This window comes from Halomonas sp. AOP7-B1-5 (genome assembly GCF_052353045.1).
GTDB lineage: Bacteria > Pseudomonadota > Gammaproteobacteria > Pseudomonadales > Halomonadaceae > Vreelandella > Vreelandella colorata.
Window position 1 is genome coordinate 19,475 of the sequence record NZ_JBQTDC010000015.1, and the last position, 26,572, is coordinate 46,046.

Annotated in this window: 19 protein-coding genes; 5 read left to right on the forward strand and 14 right to left on the reverse strand. The window is 51.8% G+C overall.

What is annotated here, in order from left to right; all coding sequences use genetic code 11:
* Positions 1 to 511: 511 nt before the first annotated feature.
* Complete coding sequence (locus ACT3XD_RS09450; RefSeq protein ID WP_192538833.1) at positions 512 to 1,546, reverse strand: OmpA family protein; 1,035 nt, start codon at positions 1,544 to 1,546, stop codon at positions 512 to 514.
* A gap of 107 nt (positions 1,547 to 1,653) precedes the next feature.
* Here ACT3XD_RS09450 and ACT3XD_RS09455 point away from each other — a divergent pair, with 107 nt between their 5' ends.
* From ACT3XD_RS09455 to ACT3XD_RS09465, 3 genes are read left to right on the forward strand one after another with little or no spacing between them, the layout of a single operon-like run.
* Entirely contained in the window at positions 1,654 to 2,391 is a 738-nt protein-coding gene (locus ACT3XD_RS09455) for a hypothetical protein (protein ID WP_192538834.1), read from the forward strand.
* A gap of 4 nt (positions 2,392 to 2,395) precedes the next feature.
* On the forward strand, positions 2,396 to 2,986 hold the full coding sequence (locus ACT3XD_RS09460) for a FlgO family outer membrane protein (RefSeq protein WP_192538835.1): 591 nt from the start codon (positions 2,396 to 2,398) through the stop codon (positions 2,984 to 2,986).
* Between the two features lie 56 nt (positions 2,987 to 3,042).
* The gene (locus ACT3XD_RS09465) at positions 3,043 to 3,861 is read left to right on the forward strand and encodes a glycosyltransferase family 32 protein (RefSeq protein WP_192538836.1); all 819 of its coding nucleotides are present in this window, start codon (positions 3,043 to 3,045) and stop codon (positions 3,859 to 3,861) included.
* Positions 3,862 to 3,926: 65 nt separating this feature from the next.
* Here ACT3XD_RS09465 and ACT3XD_RS09470 read toward each other — a convergent pair whose 3' ends face one another.
* The 5 genes from ACT3XD_RS09470 to ACT3XD_RS09490 form a co-directional block, all read right to left on the reverse strand.
* A complete protein-coding gene (locus ACT3XD_RS09470; protein WP_225736231.1) occupies positions 3,927 to 5,090 on the reverse strand; it encodes an O-antigen ligase family protein in 1,164 nt (387 codons plus the stop codon).
* 240 nt (positions 5,091 to 5,330) lie between these two features.
* Entirely contained in the window at positions 5,331 to 6,839 is a 1,509-nt protein-coding gene (locus ACT3XD_RS09475) for a M14 family zinc carboxypeptidase (RefSeq protein ID WP_192538838.1), read from the reverse strand.
* A 317-nt stretch (positions 6,840 to 7,156) separates the two neighbouring features.
* On the reverse strand, positions 7,157 to 7,369 hold the full coding sequence (locus ACT3XD_RS09480) for a DUF6447 family protein (RefSeq protein WP_192538839.1): 213 nt from the start codon (positions 7,367 to 7,369) through the stop codon (positions 7,157 to 7,159).
* Between the two features lie 936 nt (positions 7,370 to 8,305).
* The gene (locus tag ACT3XD_RS09485; protein ID WP_192538840.1) at positions 8,306 to 9,055 is read right to left on the reverse strand and encodes a SapC family protein; all 750 of its coding nucleotides are present in this window, start codon (positions 9,053 to 9,055) and stop codon (positions 8,306 to 8,308) included.
* A 134-nt stretch (positions 9,056 to 9,189) separates the two neighbouring features.
* Positions 9,190 to 12,486, reverse strand: a complete 3,297-nt coding sequence (locus tag ACT3XD_RS09490) for a DUF4214 domain-containing protein (protein ID WP_192538841.1) — start codon at positions 12,484 to 12,486, stop codon at positions 9,190 to 9,192.
* Positions 12,487 to 13,774: 1,288 nt separating this feature from the next.
* Between ACT3XD_RS09490 and ACT3XD_RS09495 the strand changes: the two genes are divergently transcribed.
* Complete coding sequence (locus ACT3XD_RS09495) at positions 13,775 to 14,005, forward strand: hypothetical protein (protein WP_192538842.1); 231 nt, start codon at positions 13,775 to 13,777, stop codon at positions 14,003 to 14,005.
* A 75-nt stretch (positions 14,006 to 14,080) separates the two neighbouring features.
* Here the strand turns inward: ACT3XD_RS09495 and ACT3XD_RS09500 are convergent, their stop codons facing one another.
* The 8 genes from ACT3XD_RS09500 to ACT3XD_RS09535 all read right to left on the reverse strand — a co-directional run bounded on the left by ACT3XD_RS09500 (position 14,081) and on the right by ACT3XD_RS09535 (position 24,971).
* The gene (locus ACT3XD_RS09500; protein ID WP_192538843.1) at positions 14,081 to 14,974 is read right to left on the reverse strand and encodes an NAD-dependent epimerase/dehydratase family protein; all 894 of its coding nucleotides are present in this window, start codon (positions 14,972 to 14,974) and stop codon (positions 14,081 to 14,083) included.
* 36 nt (positions 14,975 to 15,010) lie between these two features.
* On the reverse strand, positions 15,011 to 16,042 hold the full coding sequence (gene gmd / locus ACT3XD_RS09505; RefSeq protein WP_192538844.1) for a GDP-mannose 4,6-dehydratase: 1,032 nt from the start codon (positions 16,040 to 16,042) through the stop codon (positions 15,011 to 15,013).
* Between the two features lie 113 nt (positions 16,043 to 16,155).
* Positions 16,156 to 19,671, reverse strand: coding sequence for a glycosyltransferase (locus ACT3XD_RS09510; RefSeq protein WP_192538845.1), 3,516 nt, complete (start codon positions 19,669 to 19,671; stop codon positions 16,156 to 16,158).
* Positions 19,671 to 20,951 (reverse strand): ABC transporter ATP-binding protein, encoded by a 1,281-nt coding sequence (locus ACT3XD_RS09515; protein WP_192538846.1) that lies wholly within the window; start codon positions 20,949 to 20,951, stop codon positions 19,671 to 19,673. The genes ACT3XD_RS09510 and ACT3XD_RS09515 overlap by 1 nt, the downstream gene beginning before the upstream one ends.
* Positions 20,948 to 21,742, reverse strand: a complete 795-nt coding sequence (locus ACT3XD_RS09520) for an ABC transporter permease (RefSeq protein WP_192538847.1) — start codon at positions 21,740 to 21,742, stop codon at positions 20,948 to 20,950. Before ACT3XD_RS09520 ends, ACT3XD_RS09515 begins: the two co-directional genes overlap by 4 nt.
* A 137-nt stretch (positions 21,743 to 21,879) precedes the next feature.
* Positions 21,880 to 22,260, reverse strand: coding sequence for a GtrA family protein (locus ACT3XD_RS09525; protein WP_192538848.1), 381 nt, complete (start codon positions 22,258 to 22,260; stop codon positions 21,880 to 21,882).
* A 9-nt stretch (positions 22,261 to 22,269) separates the two neighbouring features.
* Positions 22,270 to 23,277, reverse strand: a complete 1,008-nt coding sequence (locus ACT3XD_RS09530; protein WP_192538849.1) for a glycosyltransferase family 2 protein — start codon at positions 23,275 to 23,277, stop codon at positions 22,270 to 22,272.
* Positions 23,274 to 24,971 (reverse strand): DUF6311 domain-containing protein, encoded by a 1,698-nt coding sequence (locus ACT3XD_RS09535; RefSeq protein ID WP_192538850.1) that lies wholly within the window; start codon positions 24,969 to 24,971, stop codon positions 23,274 to 23,276. Before ACT3XD_RS09535 ends, ACT3XD_RS09530 begins: the two co-directional genes overlap by 4 nt.
* Before the next feature lie 191 nt (positions 24,972 to 25,162).
* Here ACT3XD_RS09535 and ACT3XD_RS09540 point away from each other — a divergent pair, with 191 nt between their 5' ends.
* Complete coding sequence (locus ACT3XD_RS09540) at positions 25,163 to 26,566, forward strand: MBOAT family O-acyltransferase (RefSeq protein ID WP_192538851.1); 1,404 nt, start codon at positions 25,163 to 25,165, stop codon at positions 26,564 to 26,566.
* Positions 26,567 to 26,572 lie beyond the last annotated feature (6 nt).

Sequence of the window (26,572 nt, forward strand, 5' to 3'; positions counted from 1 at the left end):
TCTATCTTTTAAGCTATCGCCCGGCTTCGCCCGCTGAAGCGATCTCCCACAGGGGGAAGGTGCTTTGAGCCGGGTAAGCACCTTTCATCAGATGCATTAATGTCACCAACGGTGAGGTGGGAGCTGAATTTATTCGGCGATGGCGGCGCCAGCCGCCCTTAACCCCGGCAGCGCTGCGCACTGCTTCGCCCGCTGAAGCGATCTCCCACAGGGGTAAGGTGCTTTAAGCCGGGTAAGCACCTTTCATCAGATGTATTAATGCCACCAACGGTGAGGTGGGAGCTGAATTTATTCGGCGATGGCGGCGCTAGCCGCCCTCAACCCCGGCTGCACAGCTTCGCCCGCTGAAGCGGCCTCCCACAAGGGTAAGGTGCTTTGAGCCGGATAAGCACCTTTCATCAGATGTATTAATGTCACCAACGGTGAGGTGGGAGCTGAATTTATTCGGCGATGGCGGCGCCAGCCGCCCTTAACCCCCGCCGAGGTGTCGGGCCATCGCTAAAGTGATCTCCTACTCAACATGAATAACCACTTCTACCCGCCGGTTGCGCGCTCGCCCCTCTGGGGTTTCATTATTTTCAAGCGGCTGAGTCGCTGCCAAGCCAACGGCTCGCAAGCGCTCAGGCGCAACTCCTTCGGCCTCCAGTGCTTCCACAATGGCTATCGCTCGGGCGCTTGAAAGCGCCCAGTTAGAAGAGAACTCATCGGTGCTGATGGTTTGGCTGTCAGAATGACCTTCGACCCACACTTCACCGTCGTAGCGCTGTATGGTTTCTAACAGGCTACCTACCAATGAGGAGCCTCCGCTGGTTAGCTCTGCAGCCGCTGAAGGAAACAGCAATTGATCCTGCACTCGCAAACTGATCCCTTCTGCAACACGGGATACTTCAACACCTTCCAGGTTTGGCAAGTAGGGGGACGTTTCGACCCGCTCGGCTAACGCGACCTGGACGGCCTGGGCGCTATTGATGGCGTCTACCGATATTTCTTGTACCTTTACTTCTTGCACATTGACCGGCGGACGATCGGTTAGCAATACCATGTAGTTTGCCAGCGGAGCCGCCGGAACATCATCACCGGCGGGCACTAACGCGGTAGGTAATACCACCGGCGGAAGCCAGGCTAATGGCTCATCAAGCTCTACAGGCGGCAGAGGATCAAAGTCTGCAAGCGCTAGCAAAGGTGGCGGCAAATCAGGCGCAGGTCTTGGCTTAGGTAAACCCGCCACCCCTAACGCGGCACTTATCGCGAAAGGATCTAGCCCGTGTCGCCACTCTTCTATAACGCGGTGCTGCAGCACGTTTTCCATGGCATCAGGAAGCGGCACTTCAAGCACAGGGGGAGGCGCTTGAGCGACATCTTCTGGCGATGTTTGAAAAATATCAGGTGCCGTTTTGCCCGCCGCTGCCACAATAATGACGAATAGCGCTACCAGCAGTGTCATGATATCGATATAGCTAATCATCCACCCGCTACTACTTTCATCGGTTGGGTACGCTGACATTAGCGAATCATGGCGCGGACCGCTGCGATGATCTTCAAGCATTCGTGTTATCGCTCATTCAAGTTTTCAACCTCGTGGCCGATTATTACTAGGCATGATAAAACTCATCTAGTCTAACAAAGACCCCATGAAGCGATAAGGAACCTCTGGTGCATAGCAGCTTAAGTCGTCTTTTTACTACTCAATTATTTCGCCTTGCCAGTGTAGGGATTACTGGTTTGATGCTGAGCGGCTGTTTCTATGCCAACACCTCGCAGGCCCCTATAGCCACCACCTATCCCTATACAGAGCAACAACGCATGCAGGCTGCCCATCACTGGGAAGTCCTGGCTCGCCATGAAGCCAGCAATATTTTACAGCGTGAGCGGGTTCGCTTCCGTGATTTACATATTACCGAACCTGATCATCCAGGCCTGAACGTCTATAGCGGCGGCGAGTTTGAACGTGGTTTTCGTACGCTGCTCACCAGCGAATTGGTCTCACGAGGTGCCAACTTAACCACCGTACCGACACCCAATGCCGCCAATATACATATTGATGTAGAAGTCGTTGAGCATCGTGACCGCGGTTTTATTCGTCCGCCAATTGGAGCATTTACGGCGTTAACGGCAGGCGTCGCGGTGGCTACCATCCCGATCAACCACTGGGCAGAGCCTGCGCTTGGATTAATTCCTGCGGCGATGATAGCTGATACCGTCAGCGGTAGCTGGACTACTACCGGCAATGAAGAAGTGATTATCACCACACAGATTATTGATGGTGAGCGTATTCTTTACTCTTCATCAAATATTTATTACATCAACGCAGGCGACCGCCGCCAATACGCGCCTCACCGTGTCCCTAGAGCACCGGCGACACCCACCGTTTCCATCACCAATACCTGGTAACGTCATGCCTTTTAAATTTTTTGCTACGCCATCATTGCGTCAACGTTTATCCACCAGCCGCCTATTGCTGCTGGGCGTTTTATTGCTATCCATGGCGGGCTGCAGCACGATGGGCAATTCAAATAATAAGCCACCAGAACCCGCACCAGACCTTTCTGAGTTGGCTCATAAAGCAGCCCAACAGATGGTTGCAAGCAATCCAGACCTTACGCGCTACAGCCCTATGATTGCCGCCACCTTTGTGAGTATTGATAACTTAAGTCAGTCCTCCACGTTTGGGCGTATTAGCTCAGAGATCATGGCCTCCGCCCTTGCCCAGCAAGGCATGCAGGTGCGTGAAGTTAAAATGCGCGACAGCATGTTTATTGAGGAAAGCGTAGGCGAGTTAATTCTTTCCCGCCAAGTGCAGCGCTTAAGCTCCCAACACAACGCCCGCTCTATATTGATGGGCACTTATGCTCAAGGGCAGGACTATTTATATGTCAGCGCCAGGGTGGTGCGTTCAGGCGATGCCATGGTGCTGGGCAGTGCAGACTTTCGCATAAAACTGGACAATAATATGCGCAGCCTATTGGAAGGCCAGGGAGGCTGGTAGACTATCGGCTTTTGCCGCTAACCAAGCGGCAATGATTGTCAGCCAGGAACATTTTCATGTCCGCATCATCTGTCTTTAAAAATGCGATTATTGTAGGAACGAGCCGCCTCATTAAGCTCTTGGCCAACGTTACCAAGCTTCTAAGCTATGTTTTCCATGCTGTTTTCCCCAGCAAGCGCTTCACTTTACCCGAACACGCGGCACCGCTGCTCTCCCCTAAAGGAGAGCCTTTCATACCACGCATTATTTGGCAGACCAACTTTACAAACAGGGTCACGCTACCCGTCTACCTCAACTATCTCTTTAACCGACTGATGGCTCCCCGGTTCGAATATCGGTTTATGGTGACTGATGCAAGACACCAATTTATCGCCGAAAATTTTAATCAAGAAATACTTGCCAGCTATGAACGGTTGCAAATTGGAGCAGCGCAGGCGGATCTATGGCGCTTATTAGTTCTTCAAAAACATGGTGGGGTTTATCTTGATATAGATGCTCACGCTATCTGGCCGCTAGCCCGCGTGGTGCCTGAAAATATTAACGAACTGTATGTCATTACCCGGCAAGGCCATTTCAGCAACTACTTTATTGCCAGCCAACCCGCCAACCCCAATTTAGCCAAGCTGATTGATAGAGCATGCGCGAATATTGAGACTAACGAATCTAAAAACGTGTTTGATATTACCGGCCCTGGCGTTTTTAATCAGGAGCTTGATCAAACAAACGTGCCGACTGTCTCCTATCGACATGCTTGCAACCAGGGCAGTTTTACCAATGAGTACTTTCAATATATTGATAAACCAGCAGGCAAGTGGACAAAAGAGCAGAAAAAGGTGGAAGTGGTTGCCCCCAAAACATCACCACGCAAACCTTAACCTCAACACCGCCCTTATTTCCCTATTGATATTGAGTAATGCGTGATGCTGTGACGCTTACTCGATTATTTCTTTGCACTATACGTGCCCCATAGCACAGCCAGCCAGAACGCGTAAAACATGGCACCACTATTATGCGCAAAAAAAGTTTGCGAAAGGCCAAAATCAATATAAGCCACAGACAATAATGTGCCTGCTACGGCTAACGCTCTAGTTTCATGATTGGAATGCCGTAAACCTGAAGCAAACATCCGTATGGGCACTAGGTACAACAATAGCAATACTACCACCCCCAAGATCCCGCGCTTTGCAAATGCATCGATGATGTCATTGTGCGCATGGCCAAACCCAGAAGCAGCGACTGAAATATCGCCTTTCTCGCCTAACTCGTGCATGGCTGACTGATAGCCAGCCTCCCCCCAGCCTAATAAGGGGCGGTCTGCAATCAACTGCGTTGCTCCTTGCCACATTTCAAACCGAAGCCCAAGTGAGGTGTCTCTTTCTGCTCCTGTTACGTAGCTGTTGATATCGCTGGCTGCTTCTTTTACCCGCTGCTGAAGGCCGGTTTGGGGCAATAGATAAAGCGTTGCAAGAAGCAATGTTACAAAACCCACAATACTGAATTTAACCCGCGCAGAGAAGCAGTGACCATAGCTGCGATAAAGCACCATGCCTATAATGGGCAAACCAATCCAGCCTCCTCGGCTTCCCGAAAATAACGATCCCAGCATGCCACACAGCGCACCTATTAATAAGAGCGCCACCCATTTATATCGGGAGCCTTGCACGGCAGCCCAGCCCAAACCTGCTAGGCACAACACCCCCATTAGCATACTTAAATTGCCAAACTGTATGGGATGCAGAAACCCACCGGCACGCCATACTTCTTCACCGAATTTTTGCCAGGCAGCCAGCGTCCCTGCACCGATTGCGCCTACCCCAATACCCGACCACAGCCAAGATAGCCGCGGAGGAACACGCAGAATCAACAGTAACACGGGTATCGCCAATAAAAACCGCACCGGGCGGTCAAGCTCGCGCGCACTAAGCTCAAGCAAAGAAAGCGCACCAACCACAACGCCATAAATACCCAACGCGGCGATAATCCATAGGTCTTGCGGCTTGAGCTTACAGGGCAGACGTTTAACTAAAAGCAGCCCACTGGCCAATAGCAGCATCACAGGGCCGATTGAATAGCCCGATGGCACGACCAGCGCTAAGGCGCTCATCAAAAACACCATGCCACTTGTCATTTGATATAAAGGCTTTGTAACGACCATTTAGCGCTTCCAGCAGAAAACGAAGGCCGGTGATAGTAGCACATCTCCCCAAGGGGACTAGTAGGCGCAAATATGCTTAGCAGGCTTATACGCTATCCATACTAATATCTTAGAAATCACGTCAGCCAAAAAAATGCCCTCACTATTAGCATGAGGGCATATCGAACAGATAGGCATCACCGAGTCTTTTTATGCAGCTAAAAATTCCGATGATGAGGGCTCAGCTACACCCGCCAACGTCACAGGAGTAAGTTCTCCCCCATCATAAAGAGACTCGATGCTAGGAGTTGCCGCGATATCCATTCCCCAATCAACCTCTTCCGCATAAATTTCATCGAAGGGGGTGCGCGCTCCTCGCTCCGGGATCAAGATGGCTAATTCCGGATCAATGGTATCAAAGCCATCGTTACCCAGCGCCTGCATAACGCCAATCATGCTGAGAACCCCTTCAAGAGTTAGCGCGCTTGCGACTGCATCAAAATCAAGCTCTAGCCCCTCCAGCGCTTTTAACTCGAATTCTTCAAGCCCACGCTGTTCTATTAAAAGTGCCGGTGTACCATCTATCGCTATCCCATTACGGCCGATATCCGCCGCATCGCCGCCAGGGAATAAAGATAGATACCCATAATCAAATAGCTCAACCCCTTGGGCAAGTGCTACAGCAGCCTGCTGAGCGGTAGCCGTTATAGACGGCTCGACGCCGTCATTGGTTGGCCACAGAATCGACATTGTCTCCAGCTCGCCCAGCTCATTGAGATAGTTATTCTGATTATGATAATCGAGAATCAAATCCGGCTGAAACGCTTCCAATATTTGACGTACAGCTAAGGTTTCAGGAATTAGCGCCGGATCAATCGTTTCGCTGGCATCCCATGTGCGGTTGAGATCTATATCTGCTGAGTTACGACGTGGATCTAATGTAGTTTCAGGATCGCTATTATCTGAAACCAGCTGTTCCCAGCGCTCAAAACCATCTGGATTAACTCTGGGCATCACGGTCAATGTGACCTGCTCGCGCAACGATTGAGCTGTCTCACTATCGCCACTTAACCACTCCAGCAGGTGCATCGCGGATTCGGTGCCCACGGGTTCATCACCATGCTGCTGGGTCACGATCATTAATTTACGTGGCCCTTCCCCAACGGTGGCGCTATACAGCGGACGGCCCTCAATGGACTCTCCTGCCTGAACCAAGCTTAAAGTATCGTAAGTAGCATCTAAATCTGCCAAGTCCTGATAAAGCTGGTCGTTTGACCTGAAACCGTCTTGTACTAGCGAACGCTCAGCATCGTACTCGTCACTTGATACGTTCGCGGAGTAGAAATCCGCAATTGATGCATATGCATGCAGCGCTTCTGCATCAGTACCTTTCGCAGCGTTGGTAATAGCGAGCAAAAGAGCCTGAGGAGAATAACCATTTTGGGCTTGTTCAGACCAGTAAGATACTGCCTCAGCTTCTGCTTCACGCGCAAACAAACGTTGGTATACCTCATTGACCCAACCGTTATTATCAAGCTGAGCAAGCACTTCCCGTTGGGAAGCAAACTCGTCGGATAACAACATTTGCTGAAGAATACCCTCAAGTTTTAAACTTCCTGTTTCCAGCTCATGCAGCCAGTAATTTAATCCATCCGGATCTGCGGCTCGGCCAAACATCGCTAAATAGTACGACTGCAACTGCTGTGATGGAGTTAGCATTTTTGTCTCCCGACATCATCAATTACGTTCCCTGTCGCCCGTTAGCCACAACGCTGGCCGAATCTACGTTCTGCTTTAAATCAACGCTACGCTGATGCATAGTTATTAACTAACGACTGATCTAGCTATAGCTTAAGTCTGATAGCAGTGTCAACGAATCACGGAACGAGACTAACCTATCCCCCACATTGATAAGCGATGCGAAGACGCTTGCTGACGCTATTTTCTATAGCATGGCTGAAAATGCGGCGTCCTACATCTATAAAAAAAGCACAGCGAAAAAGCTGTGCTTCATTCAATACTTTTACAACTCGCTCTTAATGAGACTTTTTCTCTGGCAGCTCTGCCTTTAACGCGTTCGCGTAAGCAGTGCGTGCCGTTTGTCCAATTGCAAGCTGCTGATTTAATCGCTGAATTTCTTGATCGGTTACACGCAAATTAATCAGTTGATTACGCGCGTTTTCGGATAGATCAGATAAAATGTACTCATGCCCATCAATCGTGACATATTGAGTTTCATCTTTTGCCATGCCAGGCTCCCTTTAAATTAATCATAAAATATCAGGCATATATTGTAGCAGTTATGATGCTATCAAGCTGCCCGAAAAGCTATACTGCATCTACACCAATTCGAGCGTTCAGTGCACTCAATAAAGGTTCAATATTAGCATCTGCAGGTAAACGTTGTGATGCTCGAGTTGGGTGGCGTAATGCATACTCTCTTAACACCTTAGCCGATATTGCGTCAGCCAGAGCAGTCACCCTACACCGCCAGACCAGTAAGCGCTTTGTCGAGTGCCTATCTAAGCGAACCTCCCCCCAGCCGCATACACCATAGCCTTTAACATATATCAGCAAACAGTCACCCTCGCGGTAATGCTCGCTTGCGCCAAAGTTTCGCATCAACAGCTGGGCACTTTCCGGAGACCACGGCTGATGTGCCCACTCAGCAGGTGCCATCTGCCAATAATAGCGCTGCACTTGGGAAGTTTGACTGGTTGGCAGCGACCGACTCAGACTATCTTGACACTGCTTCCGAGCAGCTAAGTAGTAGGCCAAACGATCCTTTAGCTCAGCAATGTGAGCATCCACCTGCTTTAAGTTGATCAACTGCTGACGGGCCTCTGAGCTTAATGCCCAGGTTGGGTATCGGCGACCGCCCACTACAACGCTTTTGGGCAACGTAGACATCATGCTCCACTCTCGTCGCGATAAATAAGCGGACTATTCTACTGAATTAGCATCACGGGGTAAAAAACTGTTTTGCTTAATTTGATAGCTAAGATATATTAGGCCCCGTCTAAAAGTAGACGAGCGAAAGAAAGATAAGGCATAAATCCGCCAAGAAACGGAGTTTACAGAGTAAATGAGCACTCTGAGCCCTTCTCTAATGCCATACTGTCGAGCGCAGGCACTTCTCAGACAAGACCACGGAAGCCAACCCTCCTGCATTAGGCAGATGATGATTAAAAATTAAAATGCAAGTCTTCGTCATTATCTGCAAAGAGCTCATCAATAGATCCAGGCACATTTAGCTTAGCGTGCAACTCTGAACGCTGAGAAAGCTGCTCATGCTGAGCCATAGAAAATAGCTGGCCATATGCTATCGCCAGAGGCACACCTTGTAACTGATAAAAACTTGCCTCCGATAATTTATTCAGTTTTTCTTCGTTAATTTGGTATAGCCCAATAGCGTTGGGCTCATCCTTGCCAGTTTGCCAAGGCTGTAACACACCCTCTTCGGCGAGGCGATGGCATGCCTCATCCGTTTTTTGTCTATTTTTCGCACACTCACCTAAAAAGCTTAATTGCTGTGCGACCGCGCTATTAAGCTCACCCGAATCATCAAATAAAGGCTCTCCCGCCTCATCCGATAAGTGATCGGCATGAACCTGTAAGACCATTTCTCCTGTTGTGTCTTGCTTGGCAAGTCCAAAGGGATGCCCGCGAAAAACGGCAGGAACATAAACGCCCAGCCAACTAGCGTCTTCAGGATGTATATAGTGATGTGAATGTGCACTTTTACCGAGCAGAGCAACCAAGATAAATCGTTCTTCACGCTTAATAAAGCCCATCACAAACTGTGTAACCGCTTGCCTTAGCTCACCCGCTAGAATTGGCACGACGGCATGCTCGGCAGTAAAGTGATAGTTATAACGCGGCAAATAAAATAGATCTGAGTGCCGCTGACGCGAAATGGTAACCCATTTAGACATGCTAACCCCCTCTTTCAAAAAGAAAAACCCCAATCCTTGGATTGGGGTTTTGTGTTCCTAATAAACGATTAAAGAAATCGTAACTAGGAAGCTGGTTGTCACAATAATCAACTGACAACCAGCGTTTTCAACGATTAAGCGAAGTTAACCGCGGATCCATCGATAGTGTTACCGAAATCAACGATACCCACCAGCTCAGCACCCGTGAATTCATTGGCAGTATTAGCATCATTAACGCCGCTACCAGTCAATGAGAACACTTTGTACTCACCCGCGTTATTGTTATTTTCTACCATAACAACAGCGTTGATGGAGTTGCCAACGAGGCCAGCTATGTTAGCAGAAACATCAAGGGTGCTAGACTGCAGGTTGCCATAGTCAGCGCTGTTGGTGCCATTCTGGATAGCAGTCAGCAGGCTTTCAGCAGTCAGGTTGCCCCAAGTCTGGCCGGAGTTGTTACCATTACCAGCAGCGAAATCATTCAGTGTAATCACGTTGTTAGCAGTAACAGCTGAAGTACCGTTAGAGCCAACAGTTGCGAATACGTCACGCGATTCCGCTGAATTGCTGGTACCTTGGAACTGCTCATTGCCTAAGTAAGCAGTGAAGTCCAGTACATCAGCGCCATCACTGGTGCCATCAGCATCAAAGTTAACAACGGTATTGCGACCGAAGTTCTCTTCGAAAACAATGGTCTCGTTGCTAACAGCGTTGGTAGAAAGAACGATTACGTCCTGACCATCGCCAGCATTGATGAGGTTACCAGTGTTATCAGCGGTAGAAGCTGTACCCGTTAGGCCATTAGCCTGAACACCACCGCCAGTGCCAACACCGTTCATGTTCTGGTGTACAGCGCTCGCAGAGCCGTCTAATACATCTTGCAGGTTGTTACCATTGTAAGCAGAGTCGTTGGACTCTTCACGGATGGCGTTTACCAGACGACCCTGATCAGAAGTGCCGATGTTAGCAATATTAGCTGGCGTCAAAGTGATCTGCAGATCATCAGCATTAAACTCGCCATCTACCAGCGAACGGATAACCAAGCTGTTATCAGGACCGTTCTCAGCAACCAGCAGCTTGCTCAGCACGTTGTGGTTGTTAACAACCTGCATGATTCCAGCATTGATATCAGTCTGATCACCGAATACGCGATCACCCAGGATATCGTTCAGATTGAGGATACCTTCGAAACCATTTGCGAAACCAGCTGCTGCTGCGTTAGTTACAGCACCACCAGTGTTTGCACCTGCCAGAGTTACGGTCAGACGAGCACCGTACAGTACGGCAGGAATATCGTTACCAGCGCCATTCGTAGTCTGACCAGAAGACAAGCCAGCGACAGTACCGCGGATGTCGTTAAAATCAGTGTTAGCAGCATTTACTAACCAAGTGGCGCCCAGATCACTGTTCATCTGAGACAAACCGCTGTTATCACTGTAAATGGTGTCGTTGCCAGCACCGGCAGTGATGGTTACACCGCCCGCACCTTCAGTCCAAACAGTGTTATTGTCACTGCCTGCATTGATATTGACGTTCTGCTGCAGATCCTGCTGATTAGGTAGGTTATTGCTAATCTCGTTTACGGCAATAGTGTGAACGAAGTCATCGCCCGCACCAGTGTTGATTGCCAGCGAGAAGCCGTTGAACTCGGCTGCTTTATCATGAGAATAGACAACAGTAATGCTGTCGTTACTACCCGCTTCGTTAGCTGTGTTGTAAACGTGGGCACGCGCGTCAGCGTTCGGCTCCCAGTCACCGCCAAAGTTAGTGTCGCCAACGTTAGTGATGCCAGCAAAGCCACCAACAGTCAGGTTAGCACCTTCAAATGCAGTCGCATCGAAGTTGTAGACATTGCCAACATTAGTGATCGACAGGTCGCCCTGTGCATCGCCAGAAGTGACTTCAATCTGCTCGAAAGCAACCTTAGTCTCAACATTGTTAACAACACCATGACCCATGCCATAAGCAGAGAATACGTCGTTAACTTTGCTGCCACGGTCAACTTCCAGGTTCAGCTTTTCAACAACCTTACCGGAGTTAGACATACCGCCGATAGTAACGTCACCAGCAGTGGAACCACGGCCAGCGTTGTCAAGAATCAGGTTGGTTTCGATCAAGTTGCTGCTAACGGCAGGATCAACTGGTTGGGCATTACCCGCCACCAGGAAGCCATCAGCTACAGGCTCAATAGCAGCCTGGGTAAAGTTCACGCTGCTGAACTCGTTACCAGAAGCGTCGGTAATGAGGATTTCTTGAGCAGTGAACGGCAGAGTTACAGTGTTACCTGCAACAGTTACCTGCTCGTAGGGAGTAGACAAAGCTACATTTACATCAGTCTGACCAGCTTCTGCCAGCTCAGCACGCAGCGCTTCTACCAGACCAGCGTAGGTACCGTCAGTAGACCGGATACCATTAAGCGTAACTGTCTCACCGCCAAGGTTGAAGCTCAGGTTAAGATCAACGTTAGCCAGCGGAGTAGTGGGCGTCTCGGTGCTAACATCAGCAATACGAACCAACAGCTGAGAGTTTAACTGAGTAGCAGGCGCACGAACCAGAGACTGACTTTCGAACATAGCACGCAGGCCAGAGTCGAAATCCACGTCGCGCATACCGAATGTCACGTCTTTAGTGATATTCAGGTTGCTGCCGTTCAGGTTAACGCCAGAGAACGTCATATCGCTGCGGCTGAAGTTGGACCAGTACTGCTCAACGTTCTGCATACGAGTTGCGTCGAGAGTGGCGTTACCACCATCGGAAGAGTTGCTTTCCAGCGCTTCGATGTAAACTTCTTGAATGTTTTCAGTGATCGGGCGCGGTGCCTGGGTGACGCCGTCATCAACTTCGTTATCGTTGATCAGAGAGGCTTCGATAGTGTTACGACCACCGGCACCATCTAAACGGTCGCCAGTAGATAGGGCGTTAGAAATCGCACCATTCTGGTTCTGGCCAACGTCACCGATGAAGGTGTCGTCGTTTTCAGTACCGATAACGTTGTCGCGACCTTCAGTTAGGACATAAGTTTCGCCCGGATTGACCGGATCTACAGGATCTACAGGATCTTCAATTTGAGCTTCGTCAGCAGCAACACGATCATTGAATGCAAGACGATCTGTTGCTGAAGCAGCGGAGATAAACAGCTGCTGAAGTTCGCTGGCAGGTACAGATGCGCCGCCACCGTTCACCCAGTATTCCAGGCCTTCTGCATCAGCTTCACGACCGAACATATTTTGATAGACAGCTTCTACCAGTTCAGCGCGAGTGCGGTCACCGTAAAGTTCGACGTATTCAGGCTGGGCGTCATTTGCCAAGCTAGCACGAAGCTCAGCAATAGAAACGTCTTGCTCCTGCCAGTAATCCAAACCTTCACGATCAACAGGACGACCGAGGTAGGCCGTATAAAGCTGCTGAATTTGAGTATCTGATAAAGCCATTGATGTAACTCCATATTTAGGTGTCGAATCGACATTAGTCGCGTTTAAGCCTGTATGGAAAACGCGACCGTGAGCGAGGCCTCGCTCCAGAGATTAGGCTGGTAGCTTTCACCAGCGCTAATACTCATCCCTTATGTTTCGGCTTAGACTTCGCAGAATTATCGGCGAACACTTAAGACCGTCACGAAAATTTAATAATGCCATTAGCATTCGCCGCTACGTTTTAACCGTAGCAGGCATAGTAAGTCAATAGCATTACTACAGTTAAAAAACTTGCCTTTGGCATACTATTCGTTTGTCACCAAACGTTACTTTGCAGTGCAGCAATGCATCGCACAACTTTAGTAGCATAAAAATGCACTTTCGTAGCCTACTGTTAATTACTGCATAGTGACTTTTTACCATTGCTCACGTTTTAAAACCATCCATTTTGATATCGAATTTTTGTCGAAAATCGTAAATTACGTTGTGCTATTACCACTTTGGATGCTTCATTTTACTTTTTTTACCGCCAACTTAATCTTAGTCGACTGTTTAGTTTAGCTTAATCCTGCCATATTTCACTATATTTTCCAATAAAAAACACTGTTTGCTATCAGCTGGTTATGGCGCCCCCACCATTTTCTAAAATTTTTTTTCAAGTAAAAACCTCGTCAACTGGGGCGCTCAGGCATTTAATCGCTTATTAAACGATTTTAGTTCGAGAATTTCGTTAGCCGTACAAAAGCGAGATTAACTCTGACTTTCATGTGATGCTGGACTAACGTTTCCAGCGATGCGATCAAGGCATGCAGCAATACGACCTCACCTCGCACCTCGTTGAATAAGCGGCCACTTACCGCTCACTCAGTCTACTTTGCCAGCAGTTGATAGTAAGCACTTACTATATCCTTAACATCACTAAAATTACGACTGACATGGGTATTAACTAACGCTATGACACTTTCGAGTCGCTTAATATGCTCAACAATTTTCGACTTTAGAGAGTGCGGCGGCTACCCTGACCGGGTGCAATTAAACGCCCTGGCAGTATGCAGCGGGAGCTGTCCTGCAAATATTCTTCATGGTTATTTAGGAGTTGGCTTAGTGCTCAACCGGCCCTGGCGGCACATACTCATCAATTACCGCCTGGGCGTTGGCACTACTGGCGAGTAGTTAGTGCGCGCGGTGACGTTGACAGCGCAATCAGGGCTTGTAGTAGGGCTCCAGTGCCAAGCACGTTAACGCCAAGCGAGGGATGGCCCACTAACGATAGTGCCGCTAAGCAACATACAGATTGAGGTACGGCTTGATTGATGACACGCTGCAGAATGGCTGCATCGTTAATGTCAATAGAGTGAGTTTAATTAGCACCGCAGCTGGCTTGCCAAGCCCACCCAGTGCCTTGGCGTTTTTAGATGAGCAATCAGATTACGGCCCATCAAACCAGCACTTTTTTGGCGCAAAACAACATAAATTGCATCGTTCTATTATGGGCGCAGTCATGGGAATTTACTTTGTTATTACCAACCTCGCCTAGGCCAACCGATTCGATTGGCTCAGCATTGTCATTTCTTACTATATCCTTATGATAAAATCATTTTCTATCAAATAGTTATGGTGAATCCAACATTGCCTGCAAGGTTTGCTCAAGGGAGTGCCGCACCAACTGCGGCACCCAGGCTTTTAAGCGTTTATTACACGCTCTTAGCTCTGGAATTTCATTAGACCGCACAAAAGCGGGGTTAACTCTTATTTCGATGCGATGCTGGGCTAACGCTTCCAGTTTTTCTATCAATGTATGCAGCGATACGGCCTCACCACTCCCCACGTTGACCAAGCTGCCACTTACTGCCTGCTCAGGCCACTCTGCCAGTAGTTGATAGTAAACACTTACCATGTCACGAACATCGCTAAAATCACGACTAACGTGAGTGTTACCTAACTCTATGACGCTTTCGCGGCGCTTGATATGTTCAACAATTTTAGGCACCAGAAAGTGCGACGCTTGCCCAGGCCCCGTGTAATTAAACGGCCTCGCAATGAGCAGCGGCAGCTGATCGGCATAGATGCGGGCAATATGCTCCATAGCGACCTTGGAGTTGGCGTAGTGGTTAACAGGTGCCGGCGGCACGTATTCATCAATCACCGCTTGAGCGTTAGCTCCATACACGTTAGCGCTACTGGCAATTAATACACGCGGTGGCGCTGGCAGCTTAACCAATGCTTGCAGCAGGGTTTCAGTGCCAAGTACATTCACGCGATAAAAATCCAGCGGCGTAGGATGTCCCACAAATGATAACGCAGCTAGATGATATACATATTCAGGTGCGACTTGATTGATGACACTTTGCAGAGTGGCTGCATCGTTGATATCAATATGGTGAGCCTCATCAGCACCGCAAGGCTGGCTTGCTAAGGCCACCACACGGTGGCCTTGACGTTTTAGGTGAGCAATCAGGTAGCGCCCCGTAAAACCGCTACCGCCCGTTACCAGGCTGGTTGGCATGGTACCTCCTTGGGCCATCATTAATAGGCCGTTTGATTAAGCGCCAGTGCCGTTTTTAACTCTCTCTAGATCGGCCTCCACCATCATCTTGCATAGCTCTTCTAGGCTGGTGGCGGGCTTCCAACCGAGCTCCTTTGTGGCTTTTGCAGGGCTACCAATAAGCAGCTCCACTTCTGCCGGACGGTAAAAACGCGGATTGATGACTACCACACGACTGCCGGTGGCAATATCTACCGCAAATTCATTTTCATCCTGCCCTTCCCAGCGTAGCTCAATGTCTACCGCTTTAAAGGCCAGGGTGACGAAGTCGCGTACGGTTTCGGTACGGTTGGTGGCCAGCACGTAGGTGTCCGGGGTGTCGGCCTGGAGCATGCGCCACATGCCTTCCACGTACTCTTTGGCATAGCCCCAGTCGCGCTTGGCATCCAGGTTGCCCAGTTCCAGGCGCTCCTGTTTGCCCAGTTTGATACGGGCCACGCCATCGGTAATCTTACGGGTTACAAACTCGCGTCCGCGCAAAGGCGACTCATGGTTAAACAAAATCCCGCTGGTGGCGAACATATCGTAAGATTCGCGATAGTTAATCGTCATCCAGTGGGCATAGAGCTTGGCCACGCCATAGGGGCTGCGGGGGTAAAACGGGGTCGCTTCTGTTTGCGGCACCTCTTGCACTTTGCCAAACATCTCAGACGTGGAAGCCTGATAGAATCGGATTGAGCTGTCCACAATACGAATGGCTTCAAGCAAGTTCACAGCGCCCAGGCCGGTAATTTCAGCGGTGGTCAGGGGTTGGTCGAACGACACCCCGACAAAGCTTTGTGCAGCCAGGTTGTAGATTTCGCGGGGCTTGCACTGCTGCACCAGGCGGATGCTGGAGGAAAGGTCGGTGAGGTCGTATTCGACCAGGTGCAGGTTGGGGTGGCTTTCGATCCCCAGCTCTTCTATCCGCCAGAAGTTGACCGAACTGGTACGGCGGTAGGTGCCGTATACGGTGTACCCCTTGTCAAGCAGCAACTCGGCAAGATAAGCGCCGTCCTGGCCTGTTATTCCTGTCACGATTGCATTCATGACGCAGTTCCTTTCTTGGTAGTAGGTGTAGAGGGTTTGCTGGCGGCCCCGGGGACGGGGCAGCGTATTGAATCAGGTATTGTGGCGGGCCAGGCCCAGGTGTCAACCTGAATTCACTCAGCCGTTTGAGCGAGTGCCTGGTCAACCAGAGCAGCGCCAAGAAGCCCCTGGTAACGCGTGGCCAGGGTGGGCCAGCTACGCTGGGCCAGCCACTGTTCACGCGCGCCATGGTACTGGCTGCGCTGTTCGGCCGGGGCGCCCAGCACGCGGGCGACCCCTTCGGCGATGTCGTGACTTTCAAACCCGTGGGCTTGCCATACAACGTCTTTTACTTCATCGAAGATGGGCGCGGGCGTGGTCAGGATATTGGCACACACGGCCACGGCGGTGCGTACTGCGGCACTGCTGGATTCCTGGGTGTACTGGTAAGGCAGTACCACGGCATTACACTCGCCTAGAAGCTGCTGGGCTTCGTCCAGGGGCAGGAATTCGGTGTGCCATTCGATGTGGCCATCAACGCCCAGGCGCTGGGCAGTACGCTGGCAGCGGGCCAGCTCTTCTTGCGAGCTGGATTCATCCAGCACGGAAGTTACCAGGCGTAGGGTGGCGCCTTCGGGGAGCTGTTGCTTTTTACGCAGCGCGGCAAAGGCTTCGATCAGGGTGTTCACGCCTTTGTGCGGCAGCAGGAAACCGAAGCTGCCGATCACCGGCGCGTGGGCTGGTTGAGTGGCGGCAAGCGCGCCTTCTGCGGGGGTATCAACTTTAGGAGAATCAACGCCCTGGTGCATTTGCGTGACGTTGTCGGTCAGGCCGATGCGCTTGAGGTAATTGAGGTCATCCAGGGTGTGTACGAACACGCGGTCGAAGGCGGCCAGGGTGGCGGCCACCGTGCGGCGGCGAGTGGCGTCGAAGTCGATGACCGGGCGCGTGGTGTGCAGGGTGATGTATACCCGCTGGCCTTGCTGACGGCATTGCTGCACTTGCTGGTGCAGCTGGCGGTCCAGCTCGTAGAACGCGAAGTGATGCTGTAGCCATACCACGTTGCCGGTGGCGTCTTGCAGGTTCGGGCTTTCGCCGCGCTGCCAACTGCGCGTGACGTTTTCGGAAGTGGCCGGCCGGTTGCCTTTTTTATCCAGCGTTGGGGCATACAGCGTGTAGCTGGCCGCTTCATCTACCGTTTGCAGAGCGCTTAGCAGGTGGCGGCTGTATTCGGCGATGCCGCAGGGCTCGTCCCAGGTGGTGTATACGCTGAGTGAAAGCGACTGAGCGGGCTGCTGCGCGGCGGCTTGCAGGCGCGTTAACGCAGCCATTACCGAATGGGTGGCGCCGGGCGCGAAGAAGCGTTCCTGAATGGCACCTTGCAGCGAGGCCACAGATGCCGTGGCGCCCTCGTCTTTGCCTCGCAGCTGGGTAATTTGCTGTTGGACCTGCTCGACAAGGCTTGCCACGCTGGGCTCTGCCCATACCGCCTGGCCTGCACTGAAATGCGATTGGGCGTGGTCGAAGCAGTAGTTGACCCACCCGCTGTGCGCAGCCGGGGTGAAATCCGTGTGGGCGCCGTAGCCGGTGACCACCAGCGCACGGCCAAACTCGCCCGCTTCAATGGCGGGCATGTTGAGCCCTTCCCCACGCGTGGGCAGCACCACGATATCGGCCTTCTGGTACAGCGCGGCCATCTGCGCGGCGTCGTAATCCTCCATGATGAGGTACAGGCGTTCGCGCGCGGGCTGGCTCAGGTACTGCTCTGCCCAGGCATCTACCTGGTTATGGGGATTGGGGAAGGTTTTCAGGGTCAGGGTGATGTCGGGGTCGGCGGTGGCCAGTTTCTCGAATGCCTGAAGCAGTACATCCACGCCCTTGCGCGGAAAAGCGGAGGAGACATGCAGCAGATTGACCGTTTGATGCTGGTTTACTCGGGCCAGGTCATTTACCTGGCTGGTGGCGGCCAAGGGGTTGGCTACCAGTGGCATGGCAATCACGTGAACAGGCAGCTTGCAGCCGCTGTCCATCAGTACCTTCTTGACGAACCAGGCGGTTACCACCACACCGGCGTAATGGCGGTTCAGGGTATCTATCATTTCCCTGGGTACCCAGGACTCTTCCCAGAAAAACAGCGCTATGGGCAGGCCGTGGCACGGGTCGGGCTCAATCAACGGGTAGTGGTGGTAAAGTGCGACACGCTGTTCCGGTGCCAGGGCTTGCCAGGCGGCCGGGTCGGTCAGCCCGTTCAGGCGCGTGGTTTCCGCCTCCCCGCCGGGAGTGGTGCGCACGCGCTCTTCCAGGCTGTTTTCGTGAGGCACCAGCCATAGGGCGGGGGCGTCGTCGCTCTGCTGCAAGCGGGTGAGCAGGTGGCGGTTTACCGCGGCCAGGCTGTAGCTGCCGTTGATATGGCCTTCCAGGCGGATACCTTTCAAAAGCACATGGTGCTCAGCCAGCGGGGCGTCACGCAGGGCCGCGGCCTCAAGGCGTACGGCGGCGAGAACATCGCGGTCCAGGTTGATGAAGTCTTCATCACGGAACTGCCCTGCCCGGCTGAACAGGCCTTCGCTTGCGGCCATGCGCTTTAAAACACGCACTTTCAGCGCGGGAAACCGGTTGAGCACTTTCAGCGCCAGCCGCTTCAGCCAGGGGATCTGTGCCATGCGGCGCATGAGCTTGCCGCTTGACATGGTGGACTGGCGCTGCAGGTGCATCACACCGCGCAGGGGTTTGGTTATCCGCCAGGAGCGACTGTTATAAACACTGTTGAGCTCTTGCAGCAAGTGCTCAGCTTGCTGATGATAATGCTGGCGCTCTTGCTCAACCTGCTTAAGCTCAACGCCGCGCTGTGTAAGCTCAGTGTCTCGCTGGGCAAGTTCAGTGTCGCGCCTTGTCAGCTGCTCGGTCTGCTCTTCTATCTTGGCGGCCAGCGTTTCCAGGCTGCCCTGCTGGGCTTCGGTGAGCGTATCCAGGTAGTCAAACCAGGGGGCGCTGGCTTCGTCGGCGTGCTTGTGCGCAATCAGGGCGTAATCGGGGTAGGCAGACACCACCCAATCCATGTACTGGCGCAGCGGGGCGTCGCCTTGCGGCGGCTTGGGGCCGTTCAGGCGTAGAATATTGGCTTTGGCATAGCCTGAATCCGTGGCCACGAAGTGCAGAAGCGGCGGCGGCAGCGGGTGCAGGTGAGTGGGGTCGAGGTAAAAACTCCACAGCCCGACGGTGAGGTTTTCCGGGTTGGGCGTTTCGAGTATCAGCACGCCGCCGGGCACCAGCGTGCGCAGCGCTTCCTGTATCAGGGTTACCAGGCTGTCAAAGGGGATGTGCTCGGCAATATGGAAACCGGTAATGGCGGCCAGGGTATCGCTTTCGGTTTGCTGAAGTGCGCTGAGCGCGTCGTTGACCTCGACCACAAGGCCGCTTTCATTACACGCCTGGGCCATGCTTTCGTTGGTGTCGATGCCTTTGGCGGGCCAGCCGTTTTCCTGCATCAGCTCGAGCCATTCGCCCCGGCCGGAACCCAGGTCGACCACCTGGGCTTCTGGGTAGCGCGCCATGATGGGCGCCAGCAGCGGAACGTACACTGTGAGGCGCTCTTTGATGGCGTCTTTTTCGCCGCGAAAGTGATTGGTAAATCGGGTATAGAAATCCATTACACTGACTCGTTAGGTTCTGAACTGATCGCGACGTGGCGCTCGCACTCAATAGCGGGCATCACCCAACTGCTACCCAGGAAGAAATCTTTTTCCATATTGACCATCTGGAACACCAGGGCGTGGTCTACCCACTGATAGTTATTCAACAGGTGGGTATCGCTGCTGTGCAGGGAAAGCGACACGGAGTAGCTGCCCGGCCCCAGGTTGGCATCAAAGCGCATGCGGTAGGTAAGCTCTTCCCCTTCGCTCAGCTCGCGTTCTACCTGGTCGGTGTGCCAGGTATTGGTGCCGAATACCTCCTGGCCAACGCGGTCTTTCAGCTTGTAGCCCACCACTAGCTCGGGCAGGTTGGCGTGAATGGCCACGGTAATGCGCAATTCTACCGCCTGGCCTACGTCCACGACATCTATTGCATTGCCGTTTTCAGCGTGCAGGCTTACCTGCTTGACGCTGGCTTCACCAGAGCCGGATTGGGTTTGTATCTGGCCACTGGCAAGCGGCGTGATCTCTACCCGGTCGTTCTCTTTTTTGGCGATGAGCGCGTTATAGTAATCCATGATGTCCTGGGGCAGGCCATCCTCGAGCACCCTGCCCTGTTCCAGCAGAATCGCGCGGTCACACAGGCTTTGTATGGCGGCCTTGTCGTGGGACACGATCAGCAGCGACGTGCCCTGGCGCTGGAACTCGCGGATCCGATCGAAGCTTTTATGCTGGAAGTAGGCGTCCCCCACCGAGAGCGCCTCATCAACGATGAGTATTTCGGGGCGAAACGCAGTGGCCACCGAAAACGCGACGCGCATCTGCATGCCGCTTGAATAGACGCGCATGGGCTTGTCGAAGTAGCTGCCTATTTCAGCGAAGGCTTCGATGTCGGCCATGGCGGAATCTATCTGGGCGTGGGTAAAGCCCATGAGCCCGGCGGAGTGAATCACGTTCTGGCGGCCGGTCAGCTCGCCATTGAACCCCATACCCAGTTCCAGAATGGCGGCCACGCGGCCATGAGTGCGTATGTAGCCTTCGCTGGGGCGTAGCGTGCCGGTGATCATTTTCAACAGCGTGCTTTTACCGGCACCGTTCTGCCCCACGATACCAACGGCTTCGCCCTGGGCAACATCGAAATTGATATCGCGCAGTATCCAGGTTTCATCGAGCGGCTGTACCGGGCTGAACCAGCTGGCCACGCGCATCAGCTCATTGCGATAGCGCCGGTAGGCTTTGCCCAGTTCGCGTACTTCAAGCAGTGCCCTGGGGGCCACTGTGGTCTGGTCAAGGCTCATAGGGCGTCCACCATTTCCGGGCTTGCTTTACGAAACAGCACCGCGCTGACGAGTACCAGCCCCGCGCCAAGTGCGGTCAGCGCCGCAAGCGCCGGAATGGAAGGCGCATGGCCGTAGGCAAGTACATCGTGATAGGCGCCAATCAAGTGAAACAGCGGGTTGAAGGCAATGATGGCCTGCAGCGATTCCGGGACAATTTCAGCGGGATACACCACGGGGGTAAACCAGAAAAGAAACTGCAACACAATGGGCATAAGCTGCCCTATATCGCGTATGAACACGTTGAGGATGCCAAGCGTCAGCCCCAACCCCAGGGCCAGCAATACGGTAATGCCGGTGAGCACCAGCACCCAGGGCAGCGTGCTGGGGGTGAAATGCCCAAGCACCGCAAACACGACCAGAATGACCACGAACAGGGCCAGATTATTGATCAGGCAGGAGCCGGTAATGATAACGGGCAAGGCGATCTTGGGGAAAACCAGCTTTTTCATCAGGTTGGCGTTTTCAATAAACACGCCAAGGCAGCGGTTGAGAATCTCGCTGAACAGGCTCCAGCCCAGCATGCCTGCGGTAAGGTAGATCGCGTAGGCGTATTGGCTTTCAATGCCGGGCAGCTTGGCCGACAGCACCGCCGAGAGTATCAGGGCGTAGATAAGTACCATGGAAAGCGGATGAATGATCATCCAGGCCCCGCCAATTCGGCTGCGGGCAAATCGCGTCACGAGTTCGTGGCGTATTGATGTGGCAATAAACTGGCGATAGCGCCATGCCCCTTTTAGGGATTCCAGCATTCCGTTACCTTTTACCCGAACCAGGTAGTGATTAATTCAAAGGGAGCCATGGTAAGCCAAGCGCTAAGCACACACCACCGTTACTGGCGGCCAAACGTGTTGATAGCTCCCACTTTGCATGGGTTTTAGCGGGTTACTCAGGGCATGGCAAACGTATAATATTTAGCCAGCAGGTAAGTACTCACCGCGGCGGTCGCAATCGCACTGAGCATGGCAAGCAAGGGAGGAAGCGGCGTTAGCAATAGCACCCCGAGCGCCGCGTAATTGATGGCTAATCCAGCAAGCGACATAAATAAAAAGCGGCTTAAGGTTGTTTGACGCTTAAACGTTACTCGCTGATGCCCCCAAAATGAAACGCCAAACGCGACCAGCCAAGCAATAAAATTGGCAAGCGCGATATAACGGCCTTGCATAATGGTAAACAGCAGCGTAGCTACCCCCATGTGTGTAGCCGTTGCGGCTGCACCCACCGCAATGAACCGCAGCGCTTGGAGTACTTCGGCGCGGGTTTTCGTCATGCCAAACATCTACTCATGTTCAGGTGTTGTATGGCCCGATACGACATGGTCATGCGCAGCAGGCAAATGGCTATTATCAGGCTCAGAGGACTCTTGCAGTACATACAGAGGTCGGCCTTTTACTTCGATAAATAGCCGGGCGATATATTCGCCTAAAATGCCAATCGAGAGCAATTGCATCCCCCCAAAAAATAGCACTACGCTCATTAAGGAGGCATAACCAGGCACATCGCGCCCGCCTATCAGCACGCCTGCAACTAGCACTACAATATACAGAAATGCGAGTAAGGCGACCCCCGCACCTATATAACTCCACACCCGGAGCGGAATAGTGCTAAACCCGACTAACCCATCGAGTGCAAAATTCCACAGCTTCCAAAAACTGAATTTACTTTCTCCTGCGTGTCGTGAAGGACGTTGGTAAGGAACACCGGTTGTTTTAAATCCCGCCCAGGCATAAAGCCCTTTCATAAATCGGTTGCGCTCGGGTAGCTGTAGCAATACATCCACCACGCGCCGTGACATTAGGCGGTAGTCGCCTGCGTTTCCAGGAATGGGCGAATGGGTAATACGATTAAATAGGTGGTAAAAGCCTTTGGCGGTAGTGCGTTTTGCAGCAGAATCTTCGGGGCGTGAAGCTCGCACCCCATAGACCATATCGAAGCTCTCTTCGCGCCAAAGTCGCACAAACTCGGGAATCAGTTCGGGGGGATCTTGTAAGTCAACATCCATGGGCACCACCGCATCGCCGGTCGCGTGACGCAGCCCTGCCGTCAGAGCCGCTTCTTTGCCAAAGTTACGGCTGAAAGACACATAGCGAATACGAGCGTCCTGCCGATTAAGCACTTTTAGCTGGGCGAGCGTGTCATCAGTAGAGCCGTCGTCGATAAACAGAATTTCAAAGTTAGGTGCGCAACCTATTAATACAGGAAGCATCTGCTCAATAAACGGCTCCAAGGAGTCACTTTCATTGAGCACTGGAACAATGATGCTTAGGTTCCAACTAATTTCGCTCATTGGGTTTCCTCAGAAGTAAGCTGCCAAGCAAAGGTTGCCATAGGAGTGACAATACACTGCATATTGACTAGGTTGCAGGCCTGCACAGTTTCAGGATTGGTGATAGCGTAGACCACACTGGGGTCTGGCTGACCAGCCATCAGCGCTTGCTGGGCAGGTGCTACCGCTTGATGAATAATGGTTGGGGTAATCCGAGCCACGTAGGCGACGTTAACGGCCATGCCGTGCTGCCCAGCCAGCCATGCCAGAGGTAACATACCGACAATGTCATCAGCTTGAGTTATATGCAGCGATTGGCGTTGGCTAAGCGCCGCTTGCAAACCTGATGAATCCCAGCCAGTAAAGCGCGGATCTTCTGCCATGTGGTAAGTTGCCGCTTGCTGGCTACGGGTGTGAAAGTAGTGGTGCCAATGCTGCAAGTCAAATAGCTGTATTACCAGCACACATAAAGCGGCCAGAGTGGCATTACGGGGCGTTAGGCGCTGAACAAGTATTGCACCGGCCAAGAAAATACTCAGGTACATTAGCACCCATACCATTCGGCCGCTTGCACGTAAAATGGCCTTTAGTGATTCAGGCCAAGGTAAAGGCAAGTTAACGGTATAAGGACCTATGACGACTTTATCGCTCAGTGCAAAGATAAATAAACCGATAGCCAGCGCCCCTAAACCCTTTACCGGCCATCGGTAGGTAGTAGGTATATGGATAGGACGCCGGATAAATAGCAGCAACGCCATCAACCAAAGCGCCATTATCCCTGCCCCTACATAGCTCATCCCTTCGTATTGACCACCAATGCCAGGTACCCAAACGGGCAAGGCTACTGATGCAGAAATAATGCCCGCCAGGAAGCTGTAGGCATTGAAATACGCGACCAGCTCCGCCGAGTAAAAACCGAATCCATCAGCGCCTGGCGACTCGCCACCGCTATGTAAATAGCCGACACCCCACATGACGAATAAGATAATGAGCGGTTGAAGCAGGCTATAAGCTCCCCATAGCAGCCACCATTGACGATGATAAGCGAGCCCTTTCAGGCGATATTGCTGCGAGGTTCGTAACAGCCACCATAAGCTCCATAGCAGCCCCACCAGTAGAAACAAATAAAAATGTACCAATACGGCAAGCGTCAGCATTAACGACCATTGGCAGCGGGCCTTCCAACCCGGGTCAGTGCGAAACAGCACTAAATAGATAGCGAATAAAAACGTCCAATGCGCCATTAATGATTCGTGCCCGGCCCCACCCGGCCCACGAAACAATACGGCTGGCATAATTGCCACTACAAGGCTTAGTGCAATCGCCGCAATAGGAGACATCTTCAACCGTGTAAAGATAAGACAAGCGGCGATAGCATTAAGCATCAGATGTGCAACCGATGCGAGTCCTTGATATTGAAAAGGATCAGGTAACCATGCTTGGATTAGCTTTAGCGGTATAGCAAGTAGCGGCAATGAATCGGTAAATACAATGCTGCTACGAACTTCAGTGCCATAGGTGTGCAACGCACCTATTGGCCAGTCCCAGGGTTCGTGACGATAATAATGCCAACCCAAAAAGTGTTGTAGTAAATCCCCCTCTTGCAGTAGCCACTCAACCTTTAAAGGGTTGAGAATACCGGCATATAAATAGCTTCCCAGCAGACCCGCTAAACAGGCAGCAATTACTATGGTTACCCGGCGTTGCATGTCCATTTGCTCGCTCTTACGTCAAAATAATTGAAAAAAGGCATACAACCACTTAATGAAGGATGTCGATGCTACATCTAACCGCCTCATACGTTGGCTATGATATGCTTCGCGCTCAGTGTTGATGCAGCGGTAGCCTTGGCATTGTAATCCTGCGTTACTCTTTTTATCCTCTGCCATAAGTGAGCATCATCGGCATGGTTTTTAGCACACCTGAATTTCTTCTTGTGTTTTTGCCCACTGTTTGGCTAATTTTTTTAATACTTTCAATCTATTCCTCCCAGCGTTTTCTACTTGGCTGGCTAGGCGCTGCTTCGCTGTTTTTTTACGCCGCGTGGGATATTACGCTTTTACCCTTATTACTTGCCAGCATTGGCGTTAACTACTGGCTGGCAGGCTATGTAAGCAGCCAACGCAAATATTGGTTATGGCTCGGCGTGGCCTTTAATCTTGGCTTGCTGGGTTGGTTTAAATACTCGGTCTTTTTACTTTCGGTAGCCGACCTGCCCCCTCAATCGTTTAGTCCGCTGATATTGCCGTTAGGTATTTCTTTTTTTACCTTCCAACAAATTGCTTTTTTGGTAGATGTACGCAGGGGGATCATTCAGCGCGGACCACTTTCGTTATACGGCGTGTTCGTTAGTTTTTTTCCTCAGCTGATTGCTGGACCTATCGTCCATTATCGCGATCTAGCGCCTCAGTTAAGCCGTTTAACACCGCCAAATACTGCGGCTATTCGATGTGGTTTGCTGTTACTGGCGCTGGGTTTAGCTAAAAAGCTAATTATTGCCGATAACCTCGCCCCTTATGTTGATCAACTTTATAGCCTCCCTGCCGAGGCAATCGCGGCAGGTGATACCGTGATGGCTGGCTGGGCATATGGCTTGCAGCTTTACTTTGATTTTTCTGGCTATGCAGACATGGCGATTGGCCTGGCACTTTTGTTTGGCATTAAGCTACCCGAAAACTTTGCGTCGCCTTACAAAGCGCGAGATATCCAAGCCTTTTGGCGACGCTGGCATATTACCCTTTCAGGGTTTCTCCGTGACTATTTATATATTCCGCTAGGGGGTAGCCAACATGGCTTACCTCGCCACCTGCTAGCGCTACTCGCTACCATGCTGCTAGGTGGATTATGGCATGGCGCAGGCTGGCAGTTTGTATTGTGGGGTGGGTTACATGGCAGCTTACTCATATTAATGGTGGTATGGCAGCGGATTACTACTTTTCGGTTACCACTAGGCATCGGATGGGCATTGACTTTTATGGCTGTCATGCTGGCCTGGGTACCTTTTCGTGCTGACAGCCTTGAACACACATGGGCCTTCTACTCGGCGCTTTCAATATGGCATTGGGGCGCCCTAGGCGAGCTGTTGAACGGTTTAAATCAGGGAGCTATGGGGTTACGCGCACCGGGCCTGCTAGTTATAGGGGCTACCTTTATCGTGTTAATCATGCCGAACAGCATGACATTAACCTCATGGCTTGCTCAATCACAGCGTCATTATTACCAAGGCGCCTTGGTAGGCGGGATTTTACTAGTGGTAACAAAAGCCATGCTGGACCTGCCTAGCCAGGCTTTCCTGTATTTCAACTTTTAATCTTGC

Bases quoted from the DNA above. Each gene is read 5' to 3' on its own strand.
- ACT3XD_RS09450 (WP_192538833.1), bottom strand. From the start codon at position 1,546: ATGCTTGAAGATCATCGCAGCGGTCCGCGCCATGATTCGCTAATGTCA.
- ACT3XD_RS09460 (WP_192538835.1), top strand. From the start codon at position 2,396: ATGCCTTTTAAATTTTTTGCTACGCCATCATTGCGTCAACGTTTATCC.
- ACT3XD_RS09465 (WP_192538836.1), top strand. From the start codon at position 3,043: ATGTCCGCATCATCTGTCTTTAAAAATGCGATTATTGTAGGAACGAGC.
- ACT3XD_RS09470 (WP_225736231.1), bottom strand. From the start codon at position 5,090: ATGAGCGCCTTAGCGCTGGTCGTGCCATCGGGCTATTCAATCGGCCCT.
- ACT3XD_RS09475 (WP_192538838.1), bottom strand. From the start codon at position 6,839: ATGCTAACTCCATCACAGCAGTTGCAGTCGTACTATTTAGCGATGTTT.
- ACT3XD_RS09480 (WP_192538839.1), bottom strand. From the start codon at position 7,369: ATGGCAAAAGATGAAACTCAATATGTCACGATTGATGGGCATGAGTAC.
- ACT3XD_RS09485 (WP_192538840.1), bottom strand. From the start codon at position 9,055: ATGTCTAAATGGGTTACCATTTCGCGTCAGCGGCACTCAGATCTATTT.
- ACT3XD_RS09490 (WP_192538841.1), bottom strand. From the start codon at position 12,486: ATGGCTTTATCAGATACTCAAATTCAGCAGCTTTATACGGCCTACCTC.
- ACT3XD_RS09500 (WP_192538843.1), bottom strand. From the start codon at position 14,974: ATGCCAACCAGCCTGGTAACGGGCGGTAGCGGTTTTACGGGGCGCTAC.
- gmd (WP_192538844.1), bottom strand. From the start codon at position 16,042: ATGAATGCAATCGTGACAGGAATAACAGGCCAGGACGGCGCTTATCTT.
- ACT3XD_RS09510 (WP_192538845.1), bottom strand. From the start codon at position 19,671: ATGGATTTCTATACCCGATTTACCAATCACTTTCGCGGCGAAAAAGAC.
- ACT3XD_RS09515 (WP_192538846.1), bottom strand. From the start codon at position 20,951: ATGAGCCTTGACCAGACCACAGTGGCCCCCAGGGCACTGCTTGAAGTA.
- ACT3XD_RS09520 (WP_192538847.1), bottom strand. From the start codon at position 21,742: ATGCTGGAATCCCTAAAAGGGGCATGGCGCTATCGCCAGTTTATTGCC.
- ACT3XD_RS09525 (WP_192538848.1), bottom strand. From the start codon at position 22,260: ATGACGAAAACCCGCGCCGAAGTACTCCAAGCGCTGCGGTTCATTGCG.
- ACT3XD_RS09530 (WP_192538849.1), bottom strand. From the start codon at position 23,277: ATGAGCGAAATTAGTTGGAACCTAAGCATCATTGTTCCAGTGCTCAAT.
- ACT3XD_RS09535 (WP_192538850.1), bottom strand. From the start codon at position 24,971: ATGGACATGCAACGCCGGGTAACCATAGTAATTGCTGCCTGTTTAGCG.
- ACT3XD_RS09540 (WP_192538851.1), top strand. From the start codon at position 25,163: ATGGTTTTTAGCACACCTGAATTTCTTCTTGTGTTTTTGCCCACTGTT.